The organism is Pedobacter africanus (assembly GCF_040548825.1).
In the GTDB taxonomy this organism is placed as follows: Bacteria; Bacteroidota; Bacteroidia; order Sphingobacteriales; family Sphingobacteriaceae; genus Pedobacter; species Pedobacter africanus_A.
The window spans coordinates 772,974-799,464 of the sequence record NZ_JBEPSL010000003.1 but is presented as its reverse complement, the minus strand read 5'-3'; the positions used below and the strand labels follow the sequence as shown (position 1 = coordinate 799,464).

Genomic DNA, 26,491 nt, shown 5'->3' with positions numbered 1-26,491 from the left:
ATTGAACAAACTCATTTTAGATAAAGCCGTTCAGGAATACATCAGCAGTCATTTAAATGATGATGTACATAAAATTGTCATGGCCAAAAGTCCGTTTGAGGGCATTGACGCCAGAGAGCTGGCAGGTCAGATCGCTGCAAAAAATAAAGCTGCAAAAAAATTGCCGCTTTGGTACGCAACAGAAGGCATTTATTACCCCCCGCTCCTTTCTGTAGAACAATGTTCATCGGAACGCACCGCGGCCTACAAAGCCACACTTGCGGAAGGAGAAAGCCTGATTGACCTGACCGGGGGATTCGGGGTAGACAGCCTTTACTTTGCCCAAAGGTTTAAAACCGTAACCCATTGTGAGCTCAGTACCGGGCTTTCTGAAATTGCGGCACACAACGCCTCGCTATTGGGGGCAAGGAACATTCAGTTCCTGGCTACTGACGGGCTTGCCTTCCTTAAAAACAGTAAGCAAACATTTGATACCATTTACCTGGACCCTGCAAGAAGGAGTAACGCAGGCAAAGTTTTTATGCTAAAAGACTGCAGCCCCAATGTGGTAGAACACCTGGATTTGCTGCTGTCGCGATCCCAGCGCGTTATCATAAAGACAGCGCCTTTGCTGGACCTCACTGCAGGTTTAAAGGAACTGAAAAATGTCTCAGAAATCCATATCGTAAGTGTAAGAAACGAAGTAAAGGAATTGCTTTGGGTGATAGATGGCGCTGCCTCAGGACTTGTTAAAATTGTATGCCGCACCATAAATGAGGCCTTTAAAAGCTTGAGTTTTTATAAAGGTGATGAAGAAATCAGTCACGCACAATTGCTGAATGAAACACCCTCTGGCTTCCTTTATGAACCAGATGCCGCACTATTGAAAAGCGGGGCCTTTAACCTGATTGCACAGGTTTACGGGCTGAAAAAGCTGGACAAGCAGACCCAGCTCTACACGGCTGAAGTGCTCAACGAACGCTTCCCTGGCAGAATATTTAAAATCAACCGCATCCTTACATCTGCTGAACTGAAAAAAGAGAAAACACTAACCGGTAATGTCATCGTTAGAAATTACCGCGATAAAGCAGAAAACCTGGTTAAAAAATACAAGATCAAAGCCGACAACAAGCAATTTCTGATTTTTACACAGAGCAAAACAGATGGTTATATCGTAATTGATGCCGCTATTGAGCAGCACTACTGACCAGATATTTTAACATTCTTTAACACTTACAAACCACTGGTATACTGATGGTTTCAGTACTTTTGATTAAACCCTCAATCAAACCTGAACACCATGACTTACCAACGCCTTAACAACCTAACCGGATTTACACTCTTTGGTTTGGCCACTCTTGTCTACTGGCTTACAATGGAGCCCACCCTCAGTTTTTGGGATGCCGGGGAATTTCTTGCTGCCTCCAATAAACTTGAAGTAGGACACCAGCCCGGGGCACCACTCTATTTGATGATTGGCAGGATGTTTTCCTTGCTTGCCATGGGCGACACCAGCAAAGTAGCCTACTGGATCAACTTCAGCTCTGTTATTTTTAGCGCCGCTACCATCATGTTTTTATTCTGGACCATCACCGCCCTGGCCGTTAAACTCTACCCCAAAGAAAAAAGCAGTACCCAAACACTCGCTGTAATAACAGCAGGAGTTGTTGGTGCCCTGGCCTACACCTTTTCAGATACCTTCTGGTTCTCGGCGGTAGAAGCCGAAGTTTATGCGCTTTCTGCGCTATTTACAGCCATTGTATTCTGGGCCATCCTGAAATGGGAAAATGAACGCGACAACCGCTGGCTGGTATTTATTGCCTTTATGATTGGCCTTTCTATTGGTGTACACCTGCTCAGCTTACTTGCCATTCCAACAATAGCGCTGGTTTACTATTTTAAAACATCCCCAAATCCTGGTTTCACAGGCACACTCAAGGCATTTCTTTTCGGCTGCCTGCTGCTCGGCATCGTGCAGTTTGGTATTGTCCAATACCTCGTACTGGCGGCCGCAAAATCCGATCTTTTCTTTGTAAACACGCTCGGGTACGGATTTGGGGCCGGAGCATCTGCCTTTATCCTGTTGCTCGCTGCAGTTATAGCTTATGGCGTTTACCATTCGGTCAGGCATCAGAAATACCAGCTTAACCTTGCGTTGGTATGTTTAACAGCAATACTTTTTGGCTTTAGTTCGTATTTTATGATCATCATCCGGGCCAATGCCAAACCCAATATCAACCTGTCTAATCCCGATAACCCCTTTTCCTTGTACAGCTATCTTGGCCGCATCAATTACGGTGACACACCGCTTTTATACGGACGTACTTTTGATGCCCGGCAAACAGACATCACAGAAACGGGCACTGAATACCGAAAAGGGGCAAAACAATACGAAGAATCTGGCAAAACTTATAAAGCAACATACGATAAGAACATGTTGCTGCCCCGTATGCACAGCAATAAAGGCAGGCATCCTGCATTATACCGGCAATGGACCGGCTTAAAGGAAGGAGAAACACCAGGCTTTGCGCAAAACCTGAACTTTTTTAGCACCTACCAGGTTGGCTTTATGTACATGCGCTATTTCTTATGGAACTTTGCCGGAAGGCAAAACGATATACAAGGACAGGGAAGCCTTACCGAAGGGAACTGGATTACAGGGATAAAGCCACTGGACGCCCTGCGTTTGGGTAAGCAGTCTGTACTCCCTCCTTCCATCACTGCCAACGAAGGCAATAATGCGTTTTACGGCATGCCCCTGCTGCTGGGTATCGCCGGTCTCATTTACCTGTACAGGAAAAATAAGCAGATTACTGTGGTGCTGAGCGCACTTTTCTTTTGCACCGGACTAGCCATTATACTTTACCTGAACCAGGACCCCTTACAGGTCAGGGAAAGGGATTATGCCTATGTAAGCTCATTTTATGCTTTCGCCATTTTTATAGGTTTTGGGGTATTGGCCATTAAAGAGGCATTAAAACGAATTGCAAGCCCCAAATTAAGCCTGGCTATAGCTGGCGTAGCCAGTGTGCTGATGGCACCTGCAATCATGGGCATTCAGGGTTGGGACGATCACGACCGTTCGGATAAGGAAACCGCACTACAGTTTGCCAAAAATTACCTTAACTCCTGCGCCCCCAATGCCATTTTGTTTACCAATGCAGATAACGATACCTATCCTTTGTGGTATGCCCAGGAAGTAGAAGGGATCCGGACAGATGTGAGGGTAGTTAACCTGCAGTTTCTGGCAGATGCCGATTACATCAACCAGATGAAAAAACAAGCCTACCGTTCAGCACCGCTCCCTATTGCAATGGAGGCTGATAAATATAAAAAAGGGGTACGCGATTACCTTCCTTATATAGATTACGGCTTTAAAGACAGTGTAGAACTGAAAGACCTGCTGGCAGTACTTACTTCAGATAATAAGGAAGACAAAGTAGAGATGCAGGGCGGTTCATTTGAAAATTTCCTGCCCACTCAAAAATTAAAATTAAGCATTGACCCCGATCAGCTGATCAGGACCAATACCATTACAGCAAAAGATAAAGGTAGAATAACCACCCACATGGAATGGAACTTTAATAAGGATTTTGCCGGTAAGGCCGACCTGGCTATTTTTGACATTCTGGCGCACAACAATTGGGAAAGACCTGTTTACTTCGGGTCATCGCTTTCTGCAGACACCTATGTTGGCCTCGATAAATACCTGTACCTGGAAGGCTATGCCTACCGTTTATTACCTCTTAAAAGGGAAGCGGGTGACAACCGGGATAAAACAGAACTGGCCAATACCGATGTGATGTACAGCAATACCATGCATAAGCTCGATTTCTCTGCTTTCCGGAAAGCGGGTTACCTTGACCCTGAAAGCAGAAGGGTTGCCCATGATAGCTGGGCTTTTCAAAATACACTGGCTACAAACCTGATGCGGGAAGGCAAGCATGATAAGGCCAGACAAATCCTAACAAAGAGCTTAAACGAATTGCCTTTAAAACTCTATTCCATACAGGATACTTTAAACAGGCTTGAAACCATTAATATCCTTTACGGTTTGAATGACAAAACAAAAGCTGGTCAGCTAAGCAAACAAACCTTTTCATTTTTAGATCAGGAACTCACCTATATTGCCTCGCTGGAGCCCCGTTTGCAAAGGGCTTCACTAAACGATATACAACTGGGCATGTATGTATTGGGCAATTTGGACGAACTCACGTCAAAAGGCGGTACGCCAGACTTAAACAGGCAAATCAAAAAACGATTTAAGGAGCTGGAAGACACTTTTACAAGGTCGCTGGGCTAACACACCCCGGCAAACAGAAAGGGGCTTTACAGCCCCTTTTTTATTATTTATTAGGTTGAGGTGTTGTCCTCAGGTAAGGCTTGATCACCTTATGTCCTTTCGGGAACCTGGCTGGGATATCTTCAGTCTTGATACTGTTCATGACCACTACATCCTGCCCATCTTCCCAATCGGCCGGGGTGGCTACGCTGTAGTTGGCGGTAAGCTGCAGGGAATCTATTACCCTGAGCACCTCGTTAAAGTTACGTCCGGTAGAAGCAGGATAAGTCAGCATCAATTTAACCTTTTTATCTGGCGATATAATGAACAATGAGCGTACCGTTAAAGTCTCAGAAGCATTCGGGTGTATCATGTCGTACAGATCGGCCACCTTTTTATCCTCGTCGGCAATAATCGGAAAGTCCACTTCCGTATTCTGGGTCTCGTTGATGTCCTTGATCCAGCCTTTATGAGACTCAGCAGAATCTACACTTAAGGCCAGCACCTTTACATTCCTTTTTTCGAATTCCGATTTCAGTGCCGATGTACGGCCAAGCTCTGTGGTACACACCGGGGTATAATCTGCCGGGTGAGAAAACAAAACGCCCCAGCTGTCTCCCAGGAATTCATAGAAATCAATTTCACCAATAGAAGTTTCTGCTTTAAAATTGGGCGCTGTGTCCCCTATTCTTAAACTCATAATTTTATATTTTTAGGTGTAAACAAATGCATTAACAAGATAAATAATAATGTCTACAAATTAAGTATAGTATTTAAAATAATTCTCCCTGTTTTGTAATTTCTTCAGGATTATTTATAAAATCAATTTCAGGCACCTTAGCCCCCAAATGTTTGTTGAACTGCTGAATGGTGTAATTGGCCAGAATTGGCGTATCTTTTTCATCATGCTGGTGCAGAAAAAAGTATACTTTATGCAGTCCTTTGTCCAGCCATGTTTTAATCCTGCCAACCCATTCATCTATCCGGCTAAAGTCAGACGCCTGATGTGCTTGTCCGTTCCCTACAAATCGTATAAATATTTCGGGTATGGTCAGTTCCATATGCACACAATCCCGCCTGCCGCTGGCGTCGGTAATTACAGCACCTTTTTTTAACCGGGCCAGCATTTCAAAAAACTGCTGGCGTGCAGCATCATCAGCAAACCAGTCCTCGTGCCTTACCTCTACAAACACTTCCAGATCAACCGGCAAATGTTTCAGGTAATTTTCAAGCACATCAAAATTCTTTGGCCCGAAGTTATCGCCAAGCTGCAAAAAGCAGGGCCCCAGAAATTTTCCGAATTCTGAGATGCTGGACAGATAGAGATCAGTAGGCACCTCCGCATCTTTTAACCTTTTAATGTGACTGATGGTCCTGGAAAATTTGGGACAGAACACAAAGCCGTTGTCCGAGTTTTTTTCGGCCTTAACCTTCCATTTACGGATCAGCTCCGCATTAGGGATGCTATAAAAAACGGCATTCAATTCTATGGAATTGAAGTGTTTAACATATTCATCTAAAAAATCGGCTTCTTTTGTTTTCGGGGGATAGATCATGTTAACCCACTCTTTGCGTCCCCATTTTGCACAGCCTATGTAAAAGGCAGGCTCTTTAACAGGTTTAAGTCCCGCCAGGGTTTTTAAAGTTTGTTTACCGTCCTGGGGTAAAGTAAAATCTACATCTTTGATGTGGCTGTCTGCTACCTTTCCGAAATCCATATTGAAAGTATATATAAAATAAAACCCCGAAACTTAGTTAAAGTTTCGGGGTCTTCAAATTTATGTGTCAATTATTAATTATAAACTTTTATCATGAACACAAAGTCCTGCATCTTCTCAATCTGTTTGGTCACCTTCAGTCCCTGTAACTGGTTCTTTTTAGAGGTGGCTATTCTTCTTACCAAAGAATCCTGAGGAATGGCATTCAGGGCTTCTGCTATGTATTTAGATTTTACGGCAAATGCTGCTCCATCTGAATTGCTTTCTTTGGCGTTGATAATACCGATCACGTTGCCATAATTATCCAACAACGGCCCTCCGCTGTTACCCGGGTTAACGTTAATGGCCACCTGGTAAGCCAGTGTATCACCATTAAAGCCTGTTTTGGAGCTCAGGTAACCTTTTCCAAATACCACATCGTCTTTAGGATAGCCTAAAGTAAAAACCTGTTCGCCCATACCTGCGCTGCTTTTCTTTAATGAATAAGGCAAAGCCGCCAGCGGAGAAAATTCTTTGTCGGTAATTTTTAAAATGGCAATGTCATTTACAGGATCGCTGTATACCATTTTAACTTTATAGGAATCGCCCTTATAATTCTGCACATAAACAGAATCAGACTTCTCAATAACATGATGGCTGGTTAAAATGTAACCATTGGATGAAAGTGCAAAACCTGTACCACCAAATTTACCAGGATTTACGTTAGGCTTACTGGCATTCTGATTCGATTTCACATTTCTGATTAAACTATTGGTTGAACTTCTGAGGTTGTTCATCTCTTTGTTCAGTTTTTCATAAGAGCCGTATTGTTGTGTATTCTGCTGTATAGAGTAAATGGTAACTACGGTTAATAAAATGAAGGCAGCAGCTACTGCAATTGCAGCTTTATTTTTACGCCACAAGTTCACAATGAAAGATGGGTGCGGGCCAAGCTGTTTGCTCAATCCATCCACATCTATACCGGCATGCACCTGGTTCATTCTGTGTTTTAAATCAGATATGGCGGCATAGTTATTCATAGACTCCAGAAAAACCTTATGTGCAACCACCTTATGGTCAACTGCAGGATCGTTTAACCGCAATTGCTCAAAAGCTTTGGCTTCTGCCTCATTCAGCTTACCGTTTAAGTAATCTTCAATTATACCTTCTAACTCTATCTCGTTTCTCATATCAAATTAAGATTGAAAAAATAATTTCTTTAACCTCTGCAAACATTTGTATTTCTGTGTTTTGGCATTATCTGTATTGGTATAGCCAAACTTTTCACAGATTTCCTGCATGGAAAGGTTGTTTATGTAAAAATCCTGAATAATCGTTTTACAGGGTTCACCCAGGTGAAGAAGGGCCGACTGCATTTTTTCAAATTGCTTGTCTTTTTCTTCGTGCTGTTCTACATCCGACTCCACCGCTATCACATCTTCAAAATCTGCAATGTCATTTGATTTCTTGCTTTGCTGCGAAAGCTTCTTTAACCAAATTCTTCTGCAAACAGAGTATATATACGTTTTAAGTTTACTGCTTAATTCAAAATTACCGCCTTTTATCTTATTATATAAAACGATTATGCCCTCCTGATACACATCTTTTGCATCATCTTCATTACCGTTATTATTTAAAATAAACTGTAAAATCATCGGAAAATACCCGGTGTACAGCTTATTCAGCGCTTCTTCTGAGTTATTTAAGATGCCTAAAACAACCTCTCTATCTGTTGGAACTGAACTGCTTAACTTATTACTCACTAATTAATACCTTTATAGGTGAATGGTAACCCAATGTTAGCTAAAAAAAATATTTTTTTTTCTCTAATTTCGTTTAATACTTTAATATGGCCCGGGTAAGCCACTTCAGGCCTATTTCAAACCTACATTTTATCTCATGAACCTACAAGTAGAACACTTTTTTGAGAAAGCCGGTAAATGGCAGGAAGAGTTTAATTTATTGAGGGAAATCGTTATCGAGAACCAGTTACTCGAAGAGGATTATAAATGGATGCACCCCTGCTACACTTTTCAGGGAAAAAACATTGTGCTTATTCATGGATTTAAGAATTACTGTGCCTTATTGTTTTATAAAGGTGCTTTGATGCAAAACGCCGAAGGAATCTTAATCCAGCAAACCAAAAATGTACAGGCCGCAAGACAGCTCAGGTTTACGGATATAGGCCAAATCATAAAACTAAGGCCTGTAATTGCGGAATACATCGAAGAAGCTTTGAAAATCGAAAAATCGGGAAAAAAAGTAGAAATGAAAAAAGTTGCAGACTACCCTGTCCCTGATGAATTTCAGCGTGTTTTGACAGAAGACGAGGCTTTAAACAACGCATTTTATGCTTTAACTCCAGGGCGGCAAAAAGGATACCTGTTTTATTTCAACCAGCCCAAACAATCAAAAACCAAAGAAGCAAGAATTGAAAAATACTATCAGCAGATTTTAGACGGCAAAGGCATTGACGATAAATAGACCAAAAAACAAACTTCTGCTATGAACAATGCTCTTCTAACGCATGTCATAAATCATTGCGCTGTTAAGCCAGATCAATTGGCTTTGCTGGATTCTTTTTTTGAACACAGGATTTACAAAAAGAATGAATTGCTGTTAAGCGAAGGACAACGCTGTCATGAAAAGTTTTTTATCATTAAAGGCTGCACAAACCTGTTTTATTTAAAACAAAACGGGACAGAACAGACCATCGACTTTGCGATAGAAAATTGGTGGACATCAGACTTTATGGCTTTTCAGCAAAATGTGGTTTCACAGTTTTCTATCCGGGCTGTAGAAACCACAGAAGTACTGGCCATTACTTCAGAGCGGCAACAAGATCTGCTTCGGCAGATGCCTGAACTAAGTGAATATTTCCATGGTGTATTTCAACGGGCGTATGCCGCTGCTCAAATCAGGTTCAAATTGCTTTACGGGCATTCTAAAGAAGAACTATATCATCATTTTAATCAAAAATTCCCGGCCTTTATCCAACGCGTGCCGCAATACCTCCTGGCTTCTTTTTTAGGCATTACGCCCGAATATTTAAGCGAAATAAAGAAGAAACGCATTTCTTAAGCCAGTTTAAGTTTTTTGTGCTTTTTAGTATCCAACTTTGTGTTGTTAAACATAAAACCCGGCTATGAATAAAAGAGCAGTATCATTTCCGCAATTATTTTTAAGATTTGCCTTAGCTGTAACCATGCTTTCGGCAGTGGCAGACCGCTTTGGTTTCTGGGGATCAAACTCAGCCTGGGGCAACTGGGAAAACTTTGAAAAATATACCAGGGAGCTCACCTTTTTTCTGCCCGCAATTTTGAGCAAATTATCTGCCTATGCAGCCACCTTTTTCGAAATTGTTTTGCCATATCTATGAGCATTTCCTTAGGAATAAAAGCTCCACTTGATTATTCGGTATGGGTGGGCAGTGCAGCGGCATTTTTATTAGCAGCTTTCCCTGTAGAAACCGATCAAATTAAAACCAATTGAAAATATTTTATTACTAACTGATATACAAATGAAAAAACGCATTAACATCACCCCTGAAGAACAGCCAAAAGCCTACAAAGCCATGATGGCACTGGAAGCTTACCTTGCTCAAATCACCCTTTCCAAAACTTTAAAAGAACTGATAAAGATCAGGGCTTCACAAATCAATGGCTGTGCCTTTTGTATAGATATGCATACCAAAGACGCCATAAAAGAAGGAGAAAGTGTTCAACGTCTGTTTTTAACAAGCGCCTGGAGAGAAGCGAGTAAATTTTTTACAGCAGAAGAGCAGGCCGTGTTAACAATGACCGAAGAAATCACCCTGATCCATCAACAGGGATTGAGTGAGGAAACCTATGAAAACGCCCTTCAGTTTTTTGATGAAAACCAGATTGCAGAAATTATTATGGCGGTTGTTACCATCAATGCCTGGAACCGGATTGCAATCAGTACACATAAGGAGATCGAAGGTTAAATTTGCCTGCCAACAGGGCCAATGGTAAAATTACCATTGGCTCTTCCATTACTCAGAATCAACATGTTTATTGAACAGGCTGTGCTGTGCCAAAAAACTTACCCAAACAGTTTGAAGGCGAAGATCACTAAAAAAAAGTATCGCTTTAAAAACGGAAATTAATATAGCATACAGGTCTAATATACCGGAGAGGGAATTAGAGGAGCTAAGCGGATAAAAAGGAAATGGATGCTGATTTGATTTATGGCATAATATGTTTCAACGAATCAGCCAGCTTTTTGTCTTCTGCCGAAAGTGGTTGTTTTGTTTTCGCATCAATGGCCAGCCATTTCGAATCCGGCAAAATGATGTTTATTGAATCATAATCGTTGTATTTCACTTCTGAACCTTTGGGCAGGCGGTAGCCCAGTGCAACATAATCGTCGGCCAGCGTTCCCCTAACAAATGTGCTATCGGCACCAATTACCACGTCACCGGCACAGGGCCAGCCAAATACGGGTTGTTTATGAGTAAGCGTAACTTTCCAATTACCATATTGGTCTACTCCAATTAATCCCTTTACCTCTAAATTGAAAAAATGCGTAGGTTTTGATAAATGGATCGAGTCAATATCATTCAATTGCGCCTGTTCTCTGTTGTTCATATCAAAATCTTTAGGAAAGTCCAGAGCATAGTAAACCGTATCCCCTGCCGAAAGGGAGATACCAGCTACAGTTTCAGCCTGTTTTAAGATAAAAGTATGTAGCTTTTTCCTTTGCTTAAACTCCCGCCTATTGATACCATCTTCAATTAATCCGCTCACCAGCACCCATAGCATCACCGCAATCGGGAATAACAGCACCATAGTGCCAATGCCCGAAATCGACCTTAGGCCAGGGCTATTATTTTTATGGAGGCAGGCCCAAAGCAGTAAAACAGCTATCGGAATGGTAATGTACCAAAAGTAAAGCGTATAAAATAAATACCTGCCCCAAGGGCTCAAGTTAAAATCCATAATTTTTCAGTCTATTGCAATTGCAAAGGGTCAATATCCAGCACTATGGCTTCGCCCATGTTTATTGTTTTGAGTTATTTTATACCGCCAAAAATAGCTGTTACGGAACATGCATAATATCCCCGAATACAGCTATTTTATTCGTTATGCTACCGGGTATCTTTGTAGTGCCAGCTATCGTGTGGGTACAAGACCAATACGTAACAACATTAAAACAAGCTGGGTTAGAGGTATATTGGGCAGATAAAAAATATAATACCGAAATGATTTGGCAAATTATAGTTATAATTAGAAAAATATGAAATTTAACATCACACCTTTTACAATTATTAGCCCGATAGCGCTGATAACTGCAATTTACTTCCTATACAATATACCCAAGGGAAAGTACGGCGGCTATCTCATCTTAATCGTGGGCGTGGTGTTTGTAATTACATTGGTACTGGATGTAATTTTTAGGTTTTCCATCAAAAGCCTCCAAACAATCTGGATTGTAGAAACAGTATTGGCATTAATTGGGTTGGTATTCTTTTTTGTTTGATCTTTATTTCCAAGTTTCAAAAATTGGATCGATCTCAAAAAAATATAGCTATGAAATTTAAAATCACACCCCTTTTCATCATTTACGTTGTAGCCTTGGCAATTCCCGGCTATTATTGGTTTAAAATTAAGATGAGTACATCACCCGGCCCACATTATGACGGATACTGGGTATATGGCCTTAGCATAGTATTTGCGGTTACATTTGTAGCCGATCTGATTTTGAGGTTTATCATCAAAAACCTCAAAACAATCTGGATTGTAGAAATTTCACTGATTGTTATTGCATTTCTCATCATGTATTTTAGCTCTAAATAAAATCTTATTTGAACAGCACAACAGCATACCATCACGGAGGATTTTTCCCTTCAAAATTACCACTCCATTTTGCCTAAACTCACCGTTCCGCTCATGTTAACGTTCGACAAACGGGTGTAAGAGCAATCTAAGGATTTTAGCTTTCTTAATCCATACACATCAAGGCCTACCAGGGGGTTATCCCTCAGAGATAGTTCTTCAAGATCAGTGAATTTACGAAAGTCTAATTTCGATAGTTGATTGTCGTCTAACCTGATCAGCTTTACTGCAGGGCATCCGGTTACATTAAATTCGGTGAGCATGTTTTTCTGAAACTCAATGTGTACAAGCTTTGGGAGGTTAGAAATGCTTACTTTATTAACGGCATTCTGCAGCATTTTTATCTCTTCGAGCTTTTGCAGCCCTGTTAAATCCAGGGTGCTGATTTTATTCTGGTGAATGTGCAAAGTCCTAAGGCTTACTAATCCCTTCAGGTTAATGTTCTGGATCTGGTTGTTATACCCAAAAATCTCTTCCAGGTTTTTCATTCCTTCAAGGTCCAACGTTTTTACCTGGTTGTTCCAAAAGCTCAACTCTTTTAGGTTGGTAAAACTTTTAATGCCAGCCAACGAGGCTATACCTGCCTGATCAACATTGAGCCTGGTCACTTTTTGCGCTTCAGATAGCTGGATTTCTCCATCACCATTAAGGTCTACCCCGAGGTTAACAAGTTGTTTCTTAAAATTGGGATCTGTTATTTTTACAGTTTGGGCAATTGCACCGAACGAAACTATCATCTGGATAATGATGATATAGAACGAGAAATATTTCTTTTTCATTTTTTCCTGATTTTAGTTGCTGATTACTATATTCATTACCTCCCCGGCTTGTTTCACATCTACAAATCCGCTTACTTCATTTTCAATAAAAACATCATAATGCTGGTCCTCATAAATCGGGGACGAGCCCAAAGCATATCCGTAAACATTGTAAGAGGTACTAGTTCCGGTTTGCACGGCAACGGTTTTTTGCCTGGCAAATGCAATCCAGCTAATGATGTAGTATTTACCAGGTTTCAGGTTGGTAAACTGAAAAGTTCCCTTATCATCAATAAACCTGCCTTCTAGCCGGTATGTAAATGCAACAGGCCCCATGCTGGCCTGCTTTTTACGGCTGTTGAATTTTTTCTTCAACTCCAGAAATTCGGTAAAATATGGCGTTACCGGGAACAACAATATTTGGCTTCCTTTAACACCAAAATTGTCTTTCCCCTTTTTTTTAAGTGTGGCAGTACCTTGTATGGTAGCGGTTCCTTTTTCCATCAATCTGGAGGTTTCCACTTCATTAAAAGGCGTGTTGGGAAGAACCCATTCAGGCGTTCTTTGTGCATTGGCAATATTACTGCCTAAAAAAAGCAGCAAATTAATTAATAGTATTTTTAGCATTGTTTTCTTTATCATTTTTGTGCTCAGGATTGATAGGGTCTAATTTATACAATTGGATGAAGGAGATGAGTGGCACCTCCCCTTCCTCAAATTCATAACTCAAATATAAAACAATATGTAAAAGAGCTTATCCCTGTATTCGGGGATATTTGGCTCCGTTGCCGCCTATTTTGAGCCGTATAGTAGAAAATTTTGCAGCCCCTTAATAGCTGAAGTGTCTGGTTTTAGCTATGTTTGGTATATATAACCTATATTTTTAATGAAAAGGCTTACTCTATTTTGCCTATTTATGATTTGCAGCTGCTTATCAGCAGTGGCGCAATTGCCCATAACCGATAAACGCTACCCAGATAGCCTGGTACAGGTGTTGAAGAGCACCAGATCGGATAGTCTAAAAGCTCGCTCATTGTATCAATTGTCCGAATATTGGTGTTATGATGACACCTTAAAATCTAAAAAGTTTCTTGACGATGGCCTAAAATATGGATCAAGGTACCCATACCTAAAAGCGCTTTACCATTATTATTTAGCCGGATATTATTTTGCTATTGATATGCAAAAAAGTGAACCATACTATGTTAAGGCTGAGAAACAATTATCTAAATTCGATATTCAAGATGCATTTCTGTTCAGAAGCCGATGCTGGACACGTCGTTCCATTTTAGAAATAGACATAAAAGACAATTCGATATCTGCTATGAATATTCTTATAAATGAAATTATTCCTTTGTTAAAAAGAGTAGACAATACCAGATATCTGGCTGTAAATTATCACAATATAGCTATGATATTTATGGAATGGGAGCAGTATGAAAAGGCAGAAAAATATCATCAACTGGCAATTTCACTGCTAGAGAAACACCCCCTTTTAAACATCGAAGATCAATATCAGGAATATATAAGTTACGCTAAAAATTGTTTGTATCAAAATAAAACAGCACTCGCAAAGAAGGTATTAAACAAAGCTACAATGCTATTACCTAAAACGCGAAACCCTAGAAATTATATGGATTATTACGAAGTAGAGGGAATGTACTATACCATAACCAAAGAATATACAAAAGCATTACAATCACTCACAAAAGGTAAATCGCTTGCTTCAAAAGAAAAAGAAAATTACCCGGAGCGGAATTTTTCTTTGCGGATATACGAGGTATTTATGGCTAAGAAAGCGTATGAAAAAGCTTTAACAGTTATGCAAGGTCTTGTAAAAAATAAGCCTACCTATAAATTTTCAAAAGATTACTTGACTTATTACCGGGGCCTTTCAGAGACATATAACCGAATAGGCAACAACAAAATGGCCTATGCCTGGCTCAAAAAATATACTAAATTAAAAGATAGCATAAATGCACAGGAGATCGAACACAAAATAAGTGCACTTGAAGTAAAATTTAAAACTACCGAAAAGGAGAAGAAAATAATAGCCCTCAATGCTGAAAAAGAAAAGGCGAACCTGTCGGCAAAAAACAGCAGGCTGGTAAGCTGGTTATTCGGTATAGCCTGTTTGTTTTTACTGGTTGTTGCCGCTTTGGGTTGGCTTTTTTATAGCAGCAGCAAAAAATTAACTGTACAAAAGGATTTAAACCACCGCCAGCAAATTGAAGATATGGACCGCAAACAACAAATAAAAATTGTGCAGGCCATGTTAGATGCCAAAGAAGAGGAACAGAACCGGGTTGCCCGCGATCTGCATGACGGATTGGGCGGAACGCTTGCCGGAATAAAGATCAATCTTTCGCATTATGCTACAAAAAATAAAAACAATGATAGTCCTGAACTGCACCAGATAATCGATCAAATGGACGGTTCAATAAATGAACTGCGACGGATTGCGCATAATATGATGCCGGAAATGCTGCTTAATTTTGGACTGGAGGAATCATTAAGCGACCTGTGCGAATCCCTGGCTTCTGAAAAGCTGAATATTGATTTTAAATACCTGGGCACTAAGCATGCTTTGTTGCCACAACAGCAAATTAGTATATATCGTATTGTACAAGAGGCAATGTACAATGCAGTTAAGCACGCAGCAGCAAAAAATATTTTATTGCAATGCTCGCAAACCGGTCATATATTTTACATCACCGTAGAAGATGACGGCAAAGGTTTTGATCCTGCCTGTTTGGCTGAAGGCATGGGCATTCGAAATATGAAAAACAGGGTAGCCTATTTAAACGGCGTAATAGAAATCCTTTCAGCCAAAAACAATATTGGTACTTCTATTAATATAGAGTTAGAAGTAAAAAGCTAAACTTGATCAGATCAGCCCATACTTTGTAGCCAGGTTTACCACTGCTGACATACCTGTTACTTCAAATTTTTCGATCAGGTTTTTGCGGTGGCTCTCTACCGTATGCGGGCTAATGAACAACTGTGTGGCTATTTGCCCGGTGGTTAAACCTTTGCCTACCAACTCCAATATTTCTTTTTCCCGGCGGGTGATATGAGGTATTTCTACCAAATCGCCTTTCTGGTGGCTGTACATAATATCTTTAGACTTAGCACACAAATATTTTTGGCCACTTAAAATGGCCTGAATGGCCGATATGATCTCTTGTCCTACAGAATTTTTAAGCACATAGCCATTGGCTCCGCTTTGCAAAATACTTTTAATTACAGCCCGCTCATTATGCATACTCAGCGCAATAATACCTACTTGCGTATCGGTTTTTCTTATCTGTTTGCATATTTCTACGCCACTTATATCAGGCAGGTTAATATCAAGCAGTACCACACTGGGCCTTAAACTGCTGATGCCTTCTAAGCCGGCCTGTCCGGTATCATAACAGGCCATCACTTCCATATCGTCGCGGTTAGTCAGCAGATTTTTTAACCCGTCTGATACAATGGGATGATCATCTATAATAATTACTTTAATCATTTTCAAATATCACTTTAATTTTCAATTTATTCCGATTGCAGTTTGTAAGCTTGTTTTCACCATTTTTTTAAGTTAGGTGGGTTATTCTGATCACATCTTTCCGTTCTCCTTTTTCATTTACATAATACTCAAAACAGGCCCTGTCGCCCGGCGCTAAATGCTCACTTTTGTTCAAATGGCCGGCAACCATTTCTGTACCCAATCGGTACCAGCGCATGGTATCCATGCCTACATCGCCAATATGATATCTTATCTCTATTACTTCTGTCACAACACCTGTTATCATCAGCTTATCTTTAAAGCTTTGTATGCGCCGGTTAATATACCTCGTTGCCCACAAAACAACGAGCCCAATAACCACGCAAATGCAAAAAATCAGCAGGATGTGATTAGCTCCGCTTGCCCATAAGAGCGCTACGAACATAGCGGGCAATATAAAGCTCATTACCTTTAGCGTGTAGCGGTTATTTTCTTTCTCGTTTTGGTTGCGCTCTTCGCTGTCATTAAACACGACAATCCTACTTTCTGTTGGTGGTATATCAGGATATTGCACGGCAAGCAACAGGTTTTCTTCCGCGGTAAGTGCAACTGTCTCCAGTCGTATGCTTACATCTTTTAAATACCTACTGCTCATAAGCCCGGTATAAGGGCCTGGAGCATTCACTTTAATAATGTTGTTAGCTATATTGTATTTTAAATAGTTGCCATAACTGGTTTTCAGTTCTTTTAAAATACCTGTATGAATTTGCTTTAAGCCTTTGTGCAGGGCCAAATTTACTTTTGCTCTTTTTCGCAATGCGCCAATTAGTTTCCAGGCAAAAAATAGTTCAAAAGGTATAAAAAGCAGTACGCCTTCCAAATCCATTTCGCCTTGCAGGAAAGCAATGAACATAAATACCATAAATGGAAAAAGGAACAGAAAAAAACCGCTCCATAGCCACATAGATTTGCCATACGTTTTCCGCCACCATTTTACCAGTTGCTCATCTGCCAGGCTAAGCGGAACATTTTGTGCCAAGTGATTAAAATCTATAATGGGTGTTTGGGTTTTCATTAAGCTGAATTTGCCTTTGATTTTTAGTTCCTTTCCGGTTCGTATACCAGGGCTTTAGGCAAGTTATATTTTTGATTAAACCAAGGAATAACAGCTCTGCGGATCTCTTTGATTTGATCAGGAATAAGGCAGCTGCTCAGTATAATTTGCAAATCGTAATTCTTTTTCGCTGATTTGATAAAACTATAGTCTCTTAAGTTGCATATTTTTGCATTTTTTTCATAATCAGAGCCAAATTCGCCATATCTACGTAGGGTAACAATTGAGGTAAGGTTGTAGAGTTTTCCGGCTTCTATGGCAATAAGATCATCTTGCTCTACGAAATCGCCCATGTGCATTTGTCCGCCTGCAATTGCCAGCGCCACTACATTTTTGCCAGCCTGGAGCAGTTTTTTAAATCCGCCAGCGTTGCCATACATGCCACCTCCACCTGCCTGCAGTTTAAAATCTGTCATCAGCCAGCGTTTATCTTTTTGCTCAAAAACAAAGGCATCGCACCAGCCTACGCTGGCTGCGCCTTCCTCCGGGCTTGCATTCTCTATAATAATTACTGCGTATACACCACTGGGTGTTTGAAAAAAACGGGGATCATTAACTGTAATTTGAAGCTTATTGGGATTCGTTTTTATGGTGTCGTATATGGGCTTTAGAAATTTTTTGATGGTTATTTTGTCTAATCCAGGCTCAACTATGGGCTTAAAATTCCAGCCGTTTGTTGCCCTATCGGTTTGCAGGAGGCTAATTTGTTTAATAAGCCATTTGTTTTCTTTCTGTACCAAGGTAAAGTTCTGGATATACCTGCCATCGCCGTTTATAGAGTCTCTAACCAATACCTCTACCCTTGCCTCTGTTTTTTTGGCATCGCTTTGCTTTTTATAGGTAACAGCTATCAGGGTAACGCCATTAATAGCGCCATATTTATCAGCAGCTGAAAACTGTTGCAAGGTACCCCATTTAGGGCCTGTACAAAGGGCATAGGCGCTGGAAAAATCACGTTTGCCCAATGCGCTGTAAAAATTTTCTACAACACCTTTGTATGCCTGGCCATAAATATGCGGTGCCGTAAGCATTAACCATAAAAGGGCAATCAAAAATCTAATGTTTTTCATTTTTATGAAAAGTTATGAGTGTTATCACCCATGCGTACTCTTTTAGGCTCCTGTACTTTTTGCCCCGTCAACCTTTCATAACTGTGTTTGGCTTTTTCAAAAATTTCGATTTCACTTTCCGGTCTGTCGTCTATATAAGAAATTTCAGTAAATACTCCGCTACTTGATTTAACCGACTCGCACTCAAAGTCGTTCATGATGCCCTGATAAATTTTGATGGACATTTCGGCCTGCCCGATATTTTCATAGCTTTCGGCAAATTGCAACATATCTTCGCCTATTTGGTATTTCTGTAATAAATTGGGTACCGCGTGGCTAATCTGGACTTTGGCAACCGCCAAATTGGCAATTGACTTGTTTTCATCGCCTTTGTTTTTAAGCATGTTTATAAAATGCTGCAAGCCATCTCTTATTTCAGGGTTTACTTGATGGCATTGCATATCTGACAGATAGATGCCTTTATCCATAGCATTTTTTGCCATCAATCTTATATATCCGCCCATTTTAAAAGCCAGTTGAACCAAAATATTTACATATTCTTTTAGTTCCCGAAATCTGTTTTGTTTAATTAAATCTATCATTTGAATTGGTCTGGTTTATAATAAATCACATCCCAAAAATAGAATCTATGGCATTCCAAAAATATCCCCGATTACCGCCATTTTTTGCGCTACGTATAGGATTTATCTTTGTTTAATGATGATAAAGCGAATTCTGCGATACGCTAAACAGATAATATGAAACATTTTATTTTTTACATCGCCTTACTAATTATGCTACCCAACATTTTGCAGGCCCAAACTAGCAATACCTACCAAATGGAAGTTGAAGGCTTATCTGCCAAAACCATTGATGGTGGCTATAGCCAGTTAACAATTTATCTTCTTCGTTTTATGGCAGAAAATGTGGGTTTTTGTAATTATACCATTGAAACCGGCAGCAAGAAAGGACAATTTTATAGATCCATAAAGGAGTATACCAACTGGCAGTATTTTAAATGGCAAAAACACAATGATAGGCTAACGATAAACGGACTTCCGGCTCTTTATAAGCAATTGGCTGTACTGCAAGTAAAGGCCGATACTTTAATCGCTGTTAAAAACAGGAATGGAAAATTTGTGAAACAAAAACAGCCCTGGCCCGCAAATGGCGTAACAGGCAAAAGCTACGCCTGTAAAATTGGCGATAACAAGTACCTTGCCCTTACCTTTGATAAGGATAGTGTGTGGCTGGAGTATTGGAAAAACATAGACCCAAACGGTAAATTACTGGCATACGACGGAACCCAACCCCAAAAAAAGTACAAGTGGATGGGTTATGGCAAGCACATTCTTATACCCGATTGTGCCGAATACCCAATAGTTGATTTTGAAGCGAATAAACTGCTTGTTACCCACCAGAACCAACAACATACGATGACTGAGGAGGTACCCTACAGGCAACCCATCGCCTGTTCTATAATTGAAGAAGCACCCGTAAAAAAACAAAGCAAAGGCAAACGTAAAAAAACTACAACCATTAGGGTGTATAAACCTTAAAAGAAATCACTTGCTATGTGTTTTCAACTTTTGCTGAACACTCGATTATAAATGTTGTACCAGTTCCTTTTGTGGTTTCTACGTTCATTTTGCCATTCAGCATTGCTACGCGAGCCTGGATATTTGAATGTCCTGCCCCTTTCAAATCGTTCATTATTGTTTGATCAAATCCACAGCCATCGTCTTCCACGGTAAGGAACAGCTGATTGTCTCTTTGTTGCAACTGCGCCAGTATCTGCCTGGCTTTTGCATGTTTTACGGCATTGTTTACCAGTTCTTGCATAATGCGGTACAAAGTAACCTGCCTGCTGTGGGCCATATCGTTTTTGTAGTTATATACCTGACAGTTAACCGGCAAGCCGGCTTTGTTTAGGCCGGCACAATACTCTTTGGTAGCTTCGCCAAGGCCATAAAGCAACAGCACTTCGGGCATCATACTTTTAGCTATTCTCCTCAGCTCATCTACTGCGCTATCTAAATGGTTTAGGGTATTGGCAACAATGGTTTGCTGAGCAGGCACGGTTATTAATGGTGTTAAGCCCGAAAGTCCAATTTTTACGCCCGATAGCAGACCGCCCAAACCATCATGCAAATCGCGGGCCAGGCGGGTGCGCTCTTGTTCCTGCCCATCGAGCATAGCCGATAGCATAGAGATGCGGTGTTCCTGTTTTACCTTTACCAATTCCAACCTATGTAGTTTCTGTTTTTGGGCCAAAGTTCTGGAGCGCTGCCTATAGGCATAAAAAAGAAGAATGGCGACCACAAAGCAGGCCAGGGTAGTTAGTGCATAAATCTTCTTCAGTTTGTTGTTATATTCTGCCGTTTGTTGCAGGTTTTTTAATTCTTGTTCCCGCTGGACGGTTTTGTAGCGCGCACTGGTTAATGCCTGGTCTTTTAACCCGTTTTCGTATTTCGATTGCAGCAGCGCCTTATCGTTTAGGCTAGCGGTGTATTGGGCAACCAGCAATTGTTGTACTTTTTGTTGTGTTTCTAACCGGGATTTTATCAGGTCTTTGTCTTTAAGCTCAGCCAGGTATCGTATTTCCAATAATATTTTCTCCCTTTTGGCAATTTCGTACTGCATTTCCAGCCGTTTGGCGCTATTCATTTTCTCGGTATTGAATAATTCTTTGTATAGCTTGAGGTGTTCCTTATAATTGTCCAACGCCTTTGCTATATCGCCTTTTCCTTCGTAGGCTACGGCCAGGCCTAAGTAAGATTCCGAAGTATTGAATTTATCGGCAAGCAGATCTTTCGCACTGATAACAAGTGCTTTATTAATGTATGCTATGGCCTTGTCATAATCTTTACTTTCAAAAGCCATATTGCCCATAGCCATATAAACACCCGATTGTACGGCAAACTGCTGAGTGCGGTCTCCCTCTTCTAAAGCTATTTTGTTGTAATAATCAATACTATCCTGATATTGCTTTGTACGTGGAAAATACGCTAAAAATATATTGGAGATACCGATGGCTGAAAAGGGTATATCGCTTGGTGTAATCAGTTTGCTTCTATTGGCCTGTGCTATATGTAAGGATCGGCACATATAGTGCAATGCCGAATCCAATGCTTTTCTTTGTGTACTGTCGTTTCGATATAAATTAATAAAATACGCGCCTCTTACCTGGTTGGCGTTAATCAGTTTATCCAGTTGGCCCAGCTTATTGAAGGCTTTAAGCGAAAGCCGGGTGTACTTTTCTACGTTTACCATATCGTACCAATGCAGGTAAACACCAGCCAGCTCGGCGTAAATGGTTTCCTGGCGAAGGAGTTTATCAGGCTCTTTTTCGTAAATATTCAGTGCTTGCAAAAAGGCTTTAATGGCAGCGGTTTCCTGATGGGTACGGGCTTCTATCCAGCCTTTACAATAGTACACAAAGCCCTTCATCCGGTTACTTTGGGTTCTTTTTACATAATAAAATGCACTGTCCAGGTATTTTTTTGAAGCCACACTATCGCTCATAATGTAATAAGACATCGCCATCATACCGTAAGTATGCGCCCGGTACTGCCCGTCTTTTAGCGGAGCTGACAGGGCAAGCGATTGCCGGTACATCTGTATGCCTTGGTTCCACCCTTTGTTAAAAAACAATACTTGCGCAAGCCGGTTCATAGCATCGGTTCGTTTTGCTACTGGCAGATTTTTTTGTGCCAAAACCCTGCGTAGCGAGTCTTCTACAGACTGGGCTTTGCTATTGTTTGTAAAGAGCAATAAGAGCACCACAACCAGTATAAAATGTTGGCCGTTGTATTTCATAAGTATAATAACATACAAAATTAACATTAAAGCCAGGCTTTAATATAGCTGGTTTCGGGGATATGGAACAGGCTATGGCTATGGTAATTTTAGGTTATTGCAAAACTTAATTTTAATCAGTTTATTTCATTACTTTTTCTGCTAGAATTCCGGTGCATTCACGTCGTAAAGTCTGTATTTTCCGGTAAATTCCTTTTTTGCATTGTTCACCTTTTTGCGAACAAGTTCAATGTCGTTGTGCATTTTTGTTGATAAGGCAGTGGCTTCGGCTTGTGCAGAAGGGTGGCCATTTTTTTGGTTAACATATAGGCTGATCAGTTTTTTATAATCAGTGCTTATTTTGATCTTATAACACTGCAGTCCTTCTTCCAAGGTCCTATTTAAATCATAAACTTCTTTTGGGCATTTCTCTTTTTTTATTTTTTCAATGGCTTCGCCCAAATGGTCTTCCCATACTATGCGTATGTTTTCTGCTTTGGCGTAATCTTTTGCGGTTATAGCACTATCCAGAGCGTTCCTATCCAATGAGTTTTGGTAGATCAAGTCCAAAAGTTCGTGATAACGGACTATAGCTTTTGTTTTGGTACAACCGGTAAAAAATACGCCCAGGGCTATAATGATAAAACATAGGGTTATTGCCGCCAGGACTGATTTTTTCTGAGAAATCAAAATTGCCATTGTACTAGAGCTCAAATCTAAAATTATCGGGTATTTTGTACCTTCCATTAATATATAGCACTGTTACACTGGCCGTTTTGCGGTGTTTTTTAGTGTCGGTACAGTCGGTAGTTATTAGTTGCAAATCATAATTTTTCTTTTGCGAGGGTATAAATTTATAGGTGTTTTTTTCGCACCTGGGGTTGGCATCATCACCCCCATTATCAATATAGGTAGATATGGATACCAAACTGCCAGGTAACAGTTTGCCATTTTCTATCTTAATAATATCATCTGATGCTAAGGCGTGGCCCATAATGGAACCTCCTCCTTTTATCACGACGCCCACACTGTTCTGTCCTGTACGCAGCAGTTCCTTAAATTCGCCAGCGTAACCATTTGTACCCCCACCGCCTGCCATAAGCTTACGGCCTGTAAGCAACCATTTGCTGTTTTTTCTTCCAAATAGAAAAACATCGCACCAGCCACTTATACGAGGTTCTTGTCTGGCTATGTTCTGCACCACCACTATAGCATAAACACCTTTTGGGGTTTGAAAAAAATGAGGGCTGTTGATGTTCCGCTTTATCGGTCTTTCTTCTATACCATCCAGGTTGTTATCTACATCCCGTTCATCGTAAAAAGGTTGTATCCGGCTTTGGACCATGGCTTTTGTAAGGCCTGGCTGGTTGGTTAATTTAAGGTTCCAACCGTTTTTGCCCTGTGCAGCTGTGCTAAAAAGCGGGGCAAATACCACAGCGGTAATCACAATGATTTTATCCAATTTCATATCCAAAATTAACCATCGCAACCGCTATAATAAATCCCCGAAAACCGCTATTTATCTATGGGTTATGCTGGATGTAAAGGAGCTCCCATCCGAACCCATTATTAATTATCCCTGTTCTCGGGGATATTTTTAGGGGTTATTGTGTTTAATATTGTATGTTTTACATTTTAAATCCAATCAATTTATAAATTATGAAACATTTAGTTTTCACATCACTACTTACCGTACTATCAATATCGCTGGTACTGCCAAATAAATTAATGGCACAAAATACGGTGAAAAAGATACCCTTGCCAATTGGGCAAATTTGACCACTCCGCCCAGTTATCCCGGCGGACTAAAAGCTTTGGATATTTTTTTGAGGAATACTGTAAAATATCCAAAACAAGCTACAGAAAACAATACCCAGGGAACTGTGCAGGTTTCATTTATCATAGAGAAAGACGGGAGCATTGGCAACTTCAGGATAGACAGAGGCAAGGAAGATGGACTGGTGTTACACACCAGAACCAAAAAACTACAACCATTAGGGTGTATAAACCTTAAAAGACATAAATATTTTATTAATCAAATGTAAAATGGAAAAACTTCAATTTGAATTAACCAACGAACAGAGAAAATATTTTGGTTTAATTCCTGTGGACAAAGAATGGGAACTTGTCAAACTGTTTAATTCATACGTTTACTTCCACGGAGATCTCATTAAAAAAGAAATCCTTGTTAAGGATAATTCATACCTTGAAAGGGAACTAAACGAAAAAACGAGCGAAAACAGAACGATACTTCTTCCAAAAACTTCAAAAGGAAAGCCTAAAAAACTAAATCTAACCGCAACCTATTCGTTCAGCCCTTTTGGAACATATTTTAGTTTCTCTTCAGAAAGCGGCTACATTTCAATTGCCAACTACACTACGCAAACAACTTATTTTTCTAAAGAAAACAATGAAGTCAAAAACTTTGACGGTTTGAGAAATTGGATAAATAATTGGATTGCTGAAACGACTGAAGAAGATTTGCAAGAAATCGAAGCATTTAAATCTGCGAAACGCGAAAAATGCAAATTCAAAGAAGGAGACTTCTTTACGTTCAAAATAGATCGCAGAAAATGGGGATTTGGTCGGATTTTGATAGACGTGGCTAAATTGCAAAAATCAGAAGCGTTTCAAAAACAAAAAAATTACGGCTTAAGCAATTTTATGGGGAAAGCTTTAATCGTAAAAATCTATCATAAAATCAGTAACAGTCCAAATACAGATCTTGAAGAATTATCAAAGTGTTTATCAATGCCCTCCCAGTCCATTATGGACAACCAGTTTTTTTACGGAGAAAGCAAAATAATTGGACATAAGGAATTAGATATGAATGAGTATGATATGCTTATTTCATTTGGGAGAAGCATAAATTCAAAAGATAAGGATACTGTGTACCTGCAATACGGCTTAATTTATAAGGAAACATCTGTTTCAAAATTCAATAAATATCTTGTAGCAAAAGAAAAAAACACAAACGGTTATCATAACGAAAATCCGTACAGATATGAAAGCATTGGATTTTCATTGAATATTGATGCACTGGAAGATTGTATGAAGGAAAGTGCTAACACTCCATATTGGAATAGTGAATACTATGAAGTGAAAACCGACTTGCGAAACCCTAAAAACACGGAAATAAAAAGAGAAATATTTAAGTTTTTCAAACTTGATCCTGACAAAAGTTACGAAGCAAATCTTAAAATTTCCCAACACTTTCGTTCATCGTCGTAAAAAACTATCGTGTATTCTAACAATAACCTGTTGTCATTCTTTGGATAGCTGTACCACATAGAGAAGCATTGATGAACCATTAAATTCCTCAAAACCTTAGCAAACATGGCAATTTTCAGTATTTTTGAGTGCTATACTATAGCATACCAATGAATACACTAGATCTTATATCCAGAAGATTCAATACCTTAGCTAAATTGGCAGAAAAACAAGATGCAATTGTTTTAACCGATCTTAGAAAGGAGTTTCGCACCGACCTTCAAAATTTTATTGTAGGCGAAACACTCGGCATGAAAAATGGTAAGCTGGTAATAGGAAAAACGCTTTACAAACAATGGCTTAGAAAGATTAAAATCAAAGGTTTTGATTACGATATAAAATTCCAGTAATGACAATTGATGATTATTACCAGGATCTTCATGAATCTTGTTTTACTTCAAAATGGCTTTCCTCCAATTTTTATAAAGGAGGTAGATAAAAAAGAATATCTGAACAAGCTACAAAGCCTGGCTTCACTGGTTCTGTAGGTGGGTTTCTTGCCCATAAACCGGGCCTGTCAAAAGCATCTTATCTATACACGATCGAACTTTTGAAGGGCCTGGCCGCAACCCTCAGCCAGCTTCATTAATGTACCATTTTATAGCTAAATGTTATGCAAACATGGGAGATTATAAAGGAGCTGCTGAAGCTGAGGAAACTGCGATAGTTAAGGCAAAAGAATATTTGAAAGCAGGCAAGTTTGCGGGTTTTATCCTGGAAGATACCGTTAAAGAATATGAAGCCGAACTTGCAAAATATAAAGAGAAGATCAGGTAATATTAAGAACTTATTAATACAAAAAACGAGTTACACGACCACCCTCTTTATGTTAATCTGTGAGTGCTTTGTTATATTCCTCTTCTGTAACCGGCTGCAACCATATAGCTCCCCAGTCCCGATGACTGCTCTTTTACTGCGCCAAATGGGCCGCTGATGGCAAGGGCGGCCAAAGGTTCGCTGCGCTGGTTTTTCGGAACGTACAGATCACCTGTAAGCACAATACCATAACGGTTTTTGAAGGTTACTTTTTGACGTGTAACCTTATCGCTTAACTGGAAAGTATAATGTTCTGTTTTTTTTTGTTGTTCATTTTCTCCGGATTTTGATTGTTCGTTTGCTGCCTGCAGGCCTGCCCTAAAATCATTAGCGCTGCTACTGTTACGATTGATAATCTTTTCATATCTTCTTAATAGTCA

At 40.0% G+C, this 26,491-nt stretch carries 30 protein-coding genes; 14 read left to right on the top strand and 16 right to left on the bottom strand.

Going from position 1 to position 26,491, the window contains the following annotated elements; genetic code table 11:
- Window position 1 precedes the first annotated feature (1 nt).
- Both ABIE26_RS19195 and ABIE26_RS19190 read left to right on the top strand, forming a co-directional pair.
- Window positions 2-1,186: a hypothetical protein gene (locus ABIE26_RS19195; RefSeq protein ID WP_310144938.1), complete on the top strand. Its 1,185-nt coding sequence runs from the start codon at window positions 2-4 to the stop codon at window positions 1,184-1,186.
- Window positions 1,187-1,279: 93 nt separating this feature from the next.
- On the top strand, window positions 1,280-4,282 hold the full coding sequence (locus tag ABIE26_RS19190) for a glycosyltransferase family 117 protein (protein WP_310144937.1): 3,003 nt from the start codon (window positions 1,280-1,282) through the stop codon (window positions 4,280-4,282).
- 43 nt (window positions 4,283-4,325) lie between these two features.
- Here the strand turns inward: ABIE26_RS19190 and ABIE26_RS19185 are convergent, their stop codons facing one another.
- The 4 genes from ABIE26_RS19185 to ABIE26_RS19170 all read right to left on the bottom strand — a co-directional run bounded on the left by ABIE26_RS19185 (window position 4,326) and on the right by ABIE26_RS19170 (window position 7,721).
- Complete coding sequence (locus ABIE26_RS19185; protein ID WP_084236652.1) at window positions 4,326-4,961, bottom strand: peroxiredoxin; 636 nt, start codon at window positions 4,959-4,961, stop codon at window positions 4,326-4,328.
- A gap of 73 nt (window positions 4,962-5,034) precedes the next feature.
- Window positions 5,035-5,979: a DUF72 domain-containing protein gene (locus ABIE26_RS19180; protein ID WP_310144935.1), complete on the bottom strand. Its 945-nt coding sequence runs from the start codon at window positions 5,977-5,979 to the stop codon at window positions 5,035-5,037.
- 74 nt (window positions 5,980-6,053) lie between these two features.
- On the bottom strand, window positions 6,054-7,148 hold the full coding sequence (locus ABIE26_RS19175; RefSeq protein ID WP_310144934.1) for a S1C family serine protease: 1,095 nt from the start codon (window positions 7,146-7,148) through the stop codon (window positions 6,054-6,056).
- A 6-nt stretch (window positions 7,149-7,154) separates the two neighbouring features.
- The gene (locus ABIE26_RS19170) at window positions 7,155-7,721 is read right to left on the bottom strand and encodes an RNA polymerase sigma factor (protein WP_310144933.1); all 567 of its coding nucleotides are present in this window, start codon (window positions 7,719-7,721) and stop codon (window positions 7,155-7,157) included.
- A 136-nt stretch (window positions 7,722-7,857) separates the two neighbouring features.
- Here ABIE26_RS19170 and ABIE26_RS19165 point away from each other — a divergent pair, with 136 nt between their 5' ends.
- From ABIE26_RS19165 to ABIE26_RS19150, 4 genes are all read left to right on the top strand, one after another.
- Window positions 7,858-8,442 carry a YdeI/OmpD-associated family protein gene (locus ABIE26_RS19165; protein ID WP_310144932.1) on the top strand — a complete coding sequence of 195 codons (585 nt, stop codon included), beginning with the start codon at window positions 7,858-7,860 and terminating at the stop codon, window positions 8,440-8,442.
- 21 nt (window positions 8,443-8,463) lie between these two features.
- Complete coding sequence (locus ABIE26_RS19160) at window positions 8,464-9,039, top strand: Crp/Fnr family transcriptional regulator (RefSeq protein WP_310144931.1); 576 nt, start codon at window positions 8,464-8,466, stop codon at window positions 9,037-9,039.
- Between the two features lie 64 nt (window positions 9,040-9,103).
- Window positions 9,104-9,337 (top strand): hypothetical protein, encoded by a 234-nt coding sequence (locus ABIE26_RS19155; RefSeq protein WP_310144930.1) that lies wholly within the window; start codon window positions 9,104-9,106, stop codon window positions 9,335-9,337.
- 141 nt (window positions 9,338-9,478) lie between these two features.
- Window positions 9,479-9,925 (top strand): carboxymuconolactone decarboxylase family protein, encoded by a 447-nt coding sequence (locus ABIE26_RS19150; RefSeq protein ID WP_310144929.1) that lies wholly within the window; start codon window positions 9,479-9,481, stop codon window positions 9,923-9,925.
- Between the two features lie 241 nt (window positions 9,926-10,166).
- Here ABIE26_RS19150 and ABIE26_RS19145 read toward each other — a convergent pair whose 3' ends face one another.
- Window positions 10,167-10,919, bottom strand: coding sequence for a hypothetical protein (locus ABIE26_RS19145; protein ID WP_310144928.1), 753 nt, complete (start codon window positions 10,917-10,919; stop codon window positions 10,167-10,169).
- A gap of 298 nt (window positions 10,920-11,217) precedes the next feature.
- Between ABIE26_RS19145 and ABIE26_RS19140 the strand changes: the two genes are divergently transcribed.
- Window positions 11,218-11,460 carry a hypothetical protein gene (locus tag ABIE26_RS19140; RefSeq protein WP_354376240.1) on the top strand — a complete coding sequence of 81 codons (243 nt, stop codon included), beginning with the start codon at window positions 11,218-11,220 and terminating at the stop codon, window positions 11,458-11,460.
- 50 nt (window positions 11,461-11,510) lie between these two features.
- Window positions 11,511-11,777 carry a hypothetical protein gene (locus ABIE26_RS19135; protein ID WP_310144927.1) on the top strand — a complete coding sequence of 89 codons (267 nt, stop codon included), beginning with the start codon at window positions 11,511-11,513 and terminating at the stop codon, window positions 11,775-11,777.
- 56 nt (window positions 11,778-11,833) lie between these two features.
- Here the strand turns inward: ABIE26_RS19135 and ABIE26_RS19130 are convergent, their stop codons facing one another.
- Both ABIE26_RS19130 and ABIE26_RS19125 read right to left on the bottom strand, forming a co-directional pair.
- Entirely contained in the window at window positions 11,834-12,595 is a 762-nt protein-coding gene (locus ABIE26_RS19130) for a leucine-rich repeat domain-containing protein (RefSeq protein ID WP_310144926.1), read from the bottom strand.
- Between the two features lie 12 nt (window positions 12,596-12,607).
- Complete coding sequence (locus ABIE26_RS19125; protein ID WP_310144925.1) at window positions 12,608-13,201, bottom strand: hypothetical protein; 594 nt, start codon at window positions 13,199-13,201, stop codon at window positions 12,608-12,610.
- Window positions 13,202-13,898: 697 nt separating this feature from the next.
- Between ABIE26_RS19125 and ABIE26_RS19120 the strand changes: the two genes are divergently transcribed.
- Entirely contained in the window at window positions 13,899-15,455 is a 1,557-nt protein-coding gene (locus ABIE26_RS19120; RefSeq protein ID WP_310144924.1) for a tetratricopeptide repeat-containing sensor histidine kinase, read from the top strand.
- Window positions 15,456-15,461: 6 nt separating this feature from the next.
- Here ABIE26_RS19120 and ABIE26_RS19115 read toward each other — a convergent pair whose 3' ends face one another.
- The 4 genes from ABIE26_RS19115 to ABIE26_RS19100 all read right to left on the bottom strand — a co-directional run bounded on the left by ABIE26_RS19115 (window position 15,462) and on the right by ABIE26_RS19100 (window position 18,829).
- Window positions 15,462-16,085 (bottom strand): response regulator transcription factor, encoded by a 624-nt coding sequence (locus tag ABIE26_RS19115; protein WP_310144923.1) that lies wholly within the window; start codon window positions 16,083-16,085, stop codon window positions 15,462-15,464.
- A gap of 67 nt (window positions 16,086-16,152) precedes the next feature.
- Window positions 16,153-17,139, bottom strand: a complete 987-nt coding sequence (locus ABIE26_RS19110) for a hypothetical protein (protein ID WP_310144922.1) — start codon at window positions 17,137-17,139, stop codon at window positions 16,153-16,155.
- 23 nt (window positions 17,140-17,162) lie between these two features.
- A complete protein-coding gene (locus tag ABIE26_RS19105; protein ID WP_310144921.1) occupies window positions 17,163-18,248 on the bottom strand; it encodes a hypothetical protein in 1,086 nt (361 codons plus the stop codon).
- A 2-nt stretch (window positions 18,249-18,250) separates the two neighbouring features.
- Entirely contained in the window at window positions 18,251-18,829 is a 579-nt protein-coding gene (locus ABIE26_RS19100; RefSeq protein ID WP_310144920.1) for a hypothetical protein, read from the bottom strand.
- A 156-nt stretch (window positions 18,830-18,985) separates the two neighbouring features.
- On the opposite strand from ABIE26_RS19100, the gene ABIE26_RS19095 reads away from it, so the two are divergent.
- Complete coding sequence (locus ABIE26_RS19095; RefSeq protein WP_310144919.1) at window positions 18,986-19,786, top strand: hypothetical protein; 801 nt, start codon at window positions 18,986-18,988, stop codon at window positions 19,784-19,786.
- 13 nt (window positions 19,787-19,799) lie between these two features.
- On the opposite strand, the gene ABIE26_RS19090 is transcribed toward ABIE26_RS19095, so the two are convergent.
- The 3 genes from ABIE26_RS19090 to ABIE26_RS19080 all read right to left on the bottom strand — a co-directional run bounded on the left by ABIE26_RS19090 (window position 19,800) and on the right by ABIE26_RS19080 (window position 23,493).
- Window positions 19,800-22,046, bottom strand: a complete 2,247-nt coding sequence (locus tag ABIE26_RS19090) for an ATP-binding protein (RefSeq protein ID WP_310144918.1) — start codon at window positions 22,044-22,046, stop codon at window positions 19,800-19,802.
- Window positions 22,047-22,187: 141 nt separating this feature from the next.
- Window positions 22,188-22,724, bottom strand: a complete 537-nt coding sequence (locus ABIE26_RS19085; protein WP_310144917.1) for an LIC11966 family surface protein — start codon at window positions 22,722-22,724, stop codon at window positions 22,188-22,190.
- Between the two features lie 4 nt (window positions 22,725-22,728).
- Complete coding sequence (locus ABIE26_RS19080; protein WP_310144916.1) at window positions 22,729-23,493, bottom strand: hypothetical protein; 765 nt, start codon at window positions 23,491-23,493, stop codon at window positions 22,729-22,731.
- 346 nt (window positions 23,494-23,839) lie between these two features.
- Here ABIE26_RS19080 and ABIE26_RS19075 point away from each other — a divergent pair, with 346 nt between their 5' ends.
- From ABIE26_RS19075 to ABIE26_RS19060, 4 genes are all read left to right on the top strand, one after another.
- Window positions 23,840-24,070 carry an energy transducer TonB gene (locus ABIE26_RS19075; RefSeq protein ID WP_354376239.1) on the top strand — a complete coding sequence of 77 codons (231 nt, stop codon included), beginning with the start codon at window positions 23,840-23,842 and terminating at the stop codon, window positions 24,068-24,070.
- 1 nt (window position 24,071) lies between these two features.
- Window positions 24,072-25,256, top strand: coding sequence for an immunity 26/phosphotriesterase HocA family protein (locus ABIE26_RS19070; protein ID WP_310144915.1), 1,185 nt, complete (start codon window positions 24,072-24,074; stop codon window positions 25,254-25,256).
- A gap of 149 nt (window positions 25,257-25,405) precedes the next feature.
- Window positions 25,406-25,645, top strand: coding sequence for a hypothetical protein (locus tag ABIE26_RS19065; protein ID WP_310144914.1), 240 nt, complete (start codon window positions 25,406-25,408; stop codon window positions 25,643-25,645).
- Window positions 25,646-25,916: 271 nt separating this feature from the next.
- The gene (locus ABIE26_RS19060) at window positions 25,917-26,072 is read left to right on the top strand and encodes a hypothetical protein (protein WP_310144913.1); all 156 of its coding nucleotides are present in this window, start codon (window positions 25,917-25,919) and stop codon (window positions 26,070-26,072) included.
- A gap of 71 nt (window positions 26,073-26,143) precedes the next feature.
- Here the strand turns inward: ABIE26_RS19060 and ABIE26_RS19055 are convergent, their stop codons facing one another.
- Entirely contained in the window at window positions 26,144-26,293 is a 150-nt protein-coding gene (locus ABIE26_RS19055; protein WP_310144912.1) for a hypothetical protein, read from the bottom strand.
- Between the two features lie 50 nt (window positions 26,294-26,343).
- Complete coding sequence (locus ABIE26_RS19050) at window positions 26,344-26,475, bottom strand: hypothetical protein (RefSeq protein WP_310144911.1); 132 nt, start codon at window positions 26,473-26,475, stop codon at window positions 26,344-26,346.
- Window positions 26,476-26,491: the final 16 nt, after the last annotated feature.

Bases quoted from the DNA above. Each gene is read 5' to 3' on its own strand.
- ABIE26_RS19190 (WP_310144937.1), top strand. From the start codon at position 1,280: ATGACTTACCAACGCCTTAACAACCTAACCGGATTTACACTCTTTGGT.
- ABIE26_RS19185 (WP_084236652.1), bottom strand. From the start codon at position 4,961: ATGAGTTTAAGAATAGGGGACACAGCGCCCAATTTTAAAGCAGAAACT.
- ABIE26_RS19180 (WP_310144935.1), bottom strand. From the start codon at position 5,979: ATGGATTTCGGAAAGGTAGCAGACAGCCACATCAAAGATGTAGATTTT.
- ABIE26_RS19175 (WP_310144934.1), bottom strand. From the start codon at position 7,148: ATGAGAAACGAGATAGAGTTAGAAGGTATAATTGAAGATTACTTAAAC.
- ABIE26_RS19165 (WP_310144932.1), top strand. From the start codon at position 7,858: ATGAACCTACAAGTAGAACACTTTTTTGAGAAAGCCGGTAAATGGCAG.
- ABIE26_RS19160 (WP_310144931.1), top strand. From the start codon at position 8,464: ATGAACAATGCTCTTCTAACGCATGTCATAAATCATTGCGCTGTTAAG.
- ABIE26_RS19155 (WP_310144930.1), top strand. From the start codon at position 9,104: ATGAATAAAAGAGCAGTATCATTTCCGCAATTATTTTTAAGATTTGCC.
- ABIE26_RS19150 (WP_310144929.1), top strand. From the start codon at position 9,479: ATGAAAAAACGCATTAACATCACCCCTGAAGAACAGCCAAAAGCCTAC.
- ABIE26_RS19145 (WP_310144928.1), bottom strand. From the start codon at position 10,919: ATGGATTTTAACTTGAGCCCTTGGGGCAGGTATTTATTTTATACGCTT.
- ABIE26_RS19140 (WP_354376240.1), top strand. From the start codon at position 11,218: ATGAAATTTAACATCACACCTTTTACAATTATTAGCCCGATAGCGCTG.
- ABIE26_RS19135 (WP_310144927.1), top strand. From the start codon at position 11,511: ATGAAATTTAAAATCACACCCCTTTTCATCATTTACGTTGTAGCCTTG.
- ABIE26_RS19130 (WP_310144926.1), bottom strand. From the start codon at position 12,595: ATGAAAAAGAAATATTTCTCGTTCTATATCATCATTATCCAGATGATA.
- ABIE26_RS19125 (WP_310144925.1), bottom strand. From the start codon at position 13,201: ATGCTAAAAATACTATTAATTAATTTGCTGCTTTTTTTAGGCAGTAAT.
- ABIE26_RS19120 (WP_310144924.1), top strand. From the start codon at position 13,899: ATGAATATTCTTATAAATGAAATTATTCCTTTGTTAAAAAGAGTAGAC.
- ABIE26_RS19115 (WP_310144923.1), bottom strand. From the start codon at position 16,085: ATGATTAAAGTAATTATTATAGATGATCATCCCATTGTATCAGACGGG.
- ABIE26_RS19110 (WP_310144922.1), bottom strand. From the start codon at position 17,139: ATGAAAACCCAAACACCCATTATAGATTTTAATCACTTGGCACAAAAT.
- ABIE26_RS19105 (WP_310144921.1), bottom strand. From the start codon at position 18,248: ATGAAAAACATTAGATTTTTGATTGCCCTTTTATGGTTAATGCTTACG.
- ABIE26_RS19100 (WP_310144920.1), bottom strand. From the start codon at position 18,829: ATGATAGATTTAATTAAACAAAACAGATTTCGGGAACTAAAAGAATAT.
- ABIE26_RS19095 (WP_310144919.1), top strand. From the start codon at position 18,986: ATGAAACATTTTATTTTTTACATCGCCTTACTAATTATGCTACCCAAC.
- ABIE26_RS19090 (WP_310144918.1), bottom strand. From the start codon at position 22,046: ATGAAATACAACGGCCAACATTTTATACTGGTTGTGGTGCTCTTATTG.
- ABIE26_RS19085 (WP_310144917.1), bottom strand. From the start codon at position 22,724: ATGGCAATTTTGATTTCTCAGAAAAAATCAGTCCTGGCGGCAATAACC.
- ABIE26_RS19080 (WP_310144916.1), bottom strand. From the start codon at position 23,493: ATGAAATTGGATAAAATCATTGTGATTACCGCTGTGGTATTTGCCCCG.
- ABIE26_RS19070 (WP_310144915.1), top strand. From the start codon at position 24,072: ATGGAAAAACTTCAATTTGAATTAACCAACGAACAGAGAAAATATTTT.
- ABIE26_RS19065 (WP_310144914.1), top strand. From the start codon at position 25,406: ATGAATACACTAGATCTTATATCCAGAAGATTCAATACCTTAGCTAAA.
- ABIE26_RS19060 (WP_310144913.1), top strand. From the start codon at position 25,917: ATGGGAGATTATAAAGGAGCTGCTGAAGCTGAGGAAACTGCGATAGTT.
- ABIE26_RS19050 (WP_310144911.1), bottom strand. From the start codon at position 26,475: ATGAAAAGATTATCAATCGTAACAGTAGCAGCGCTAATGATTTTAGGG.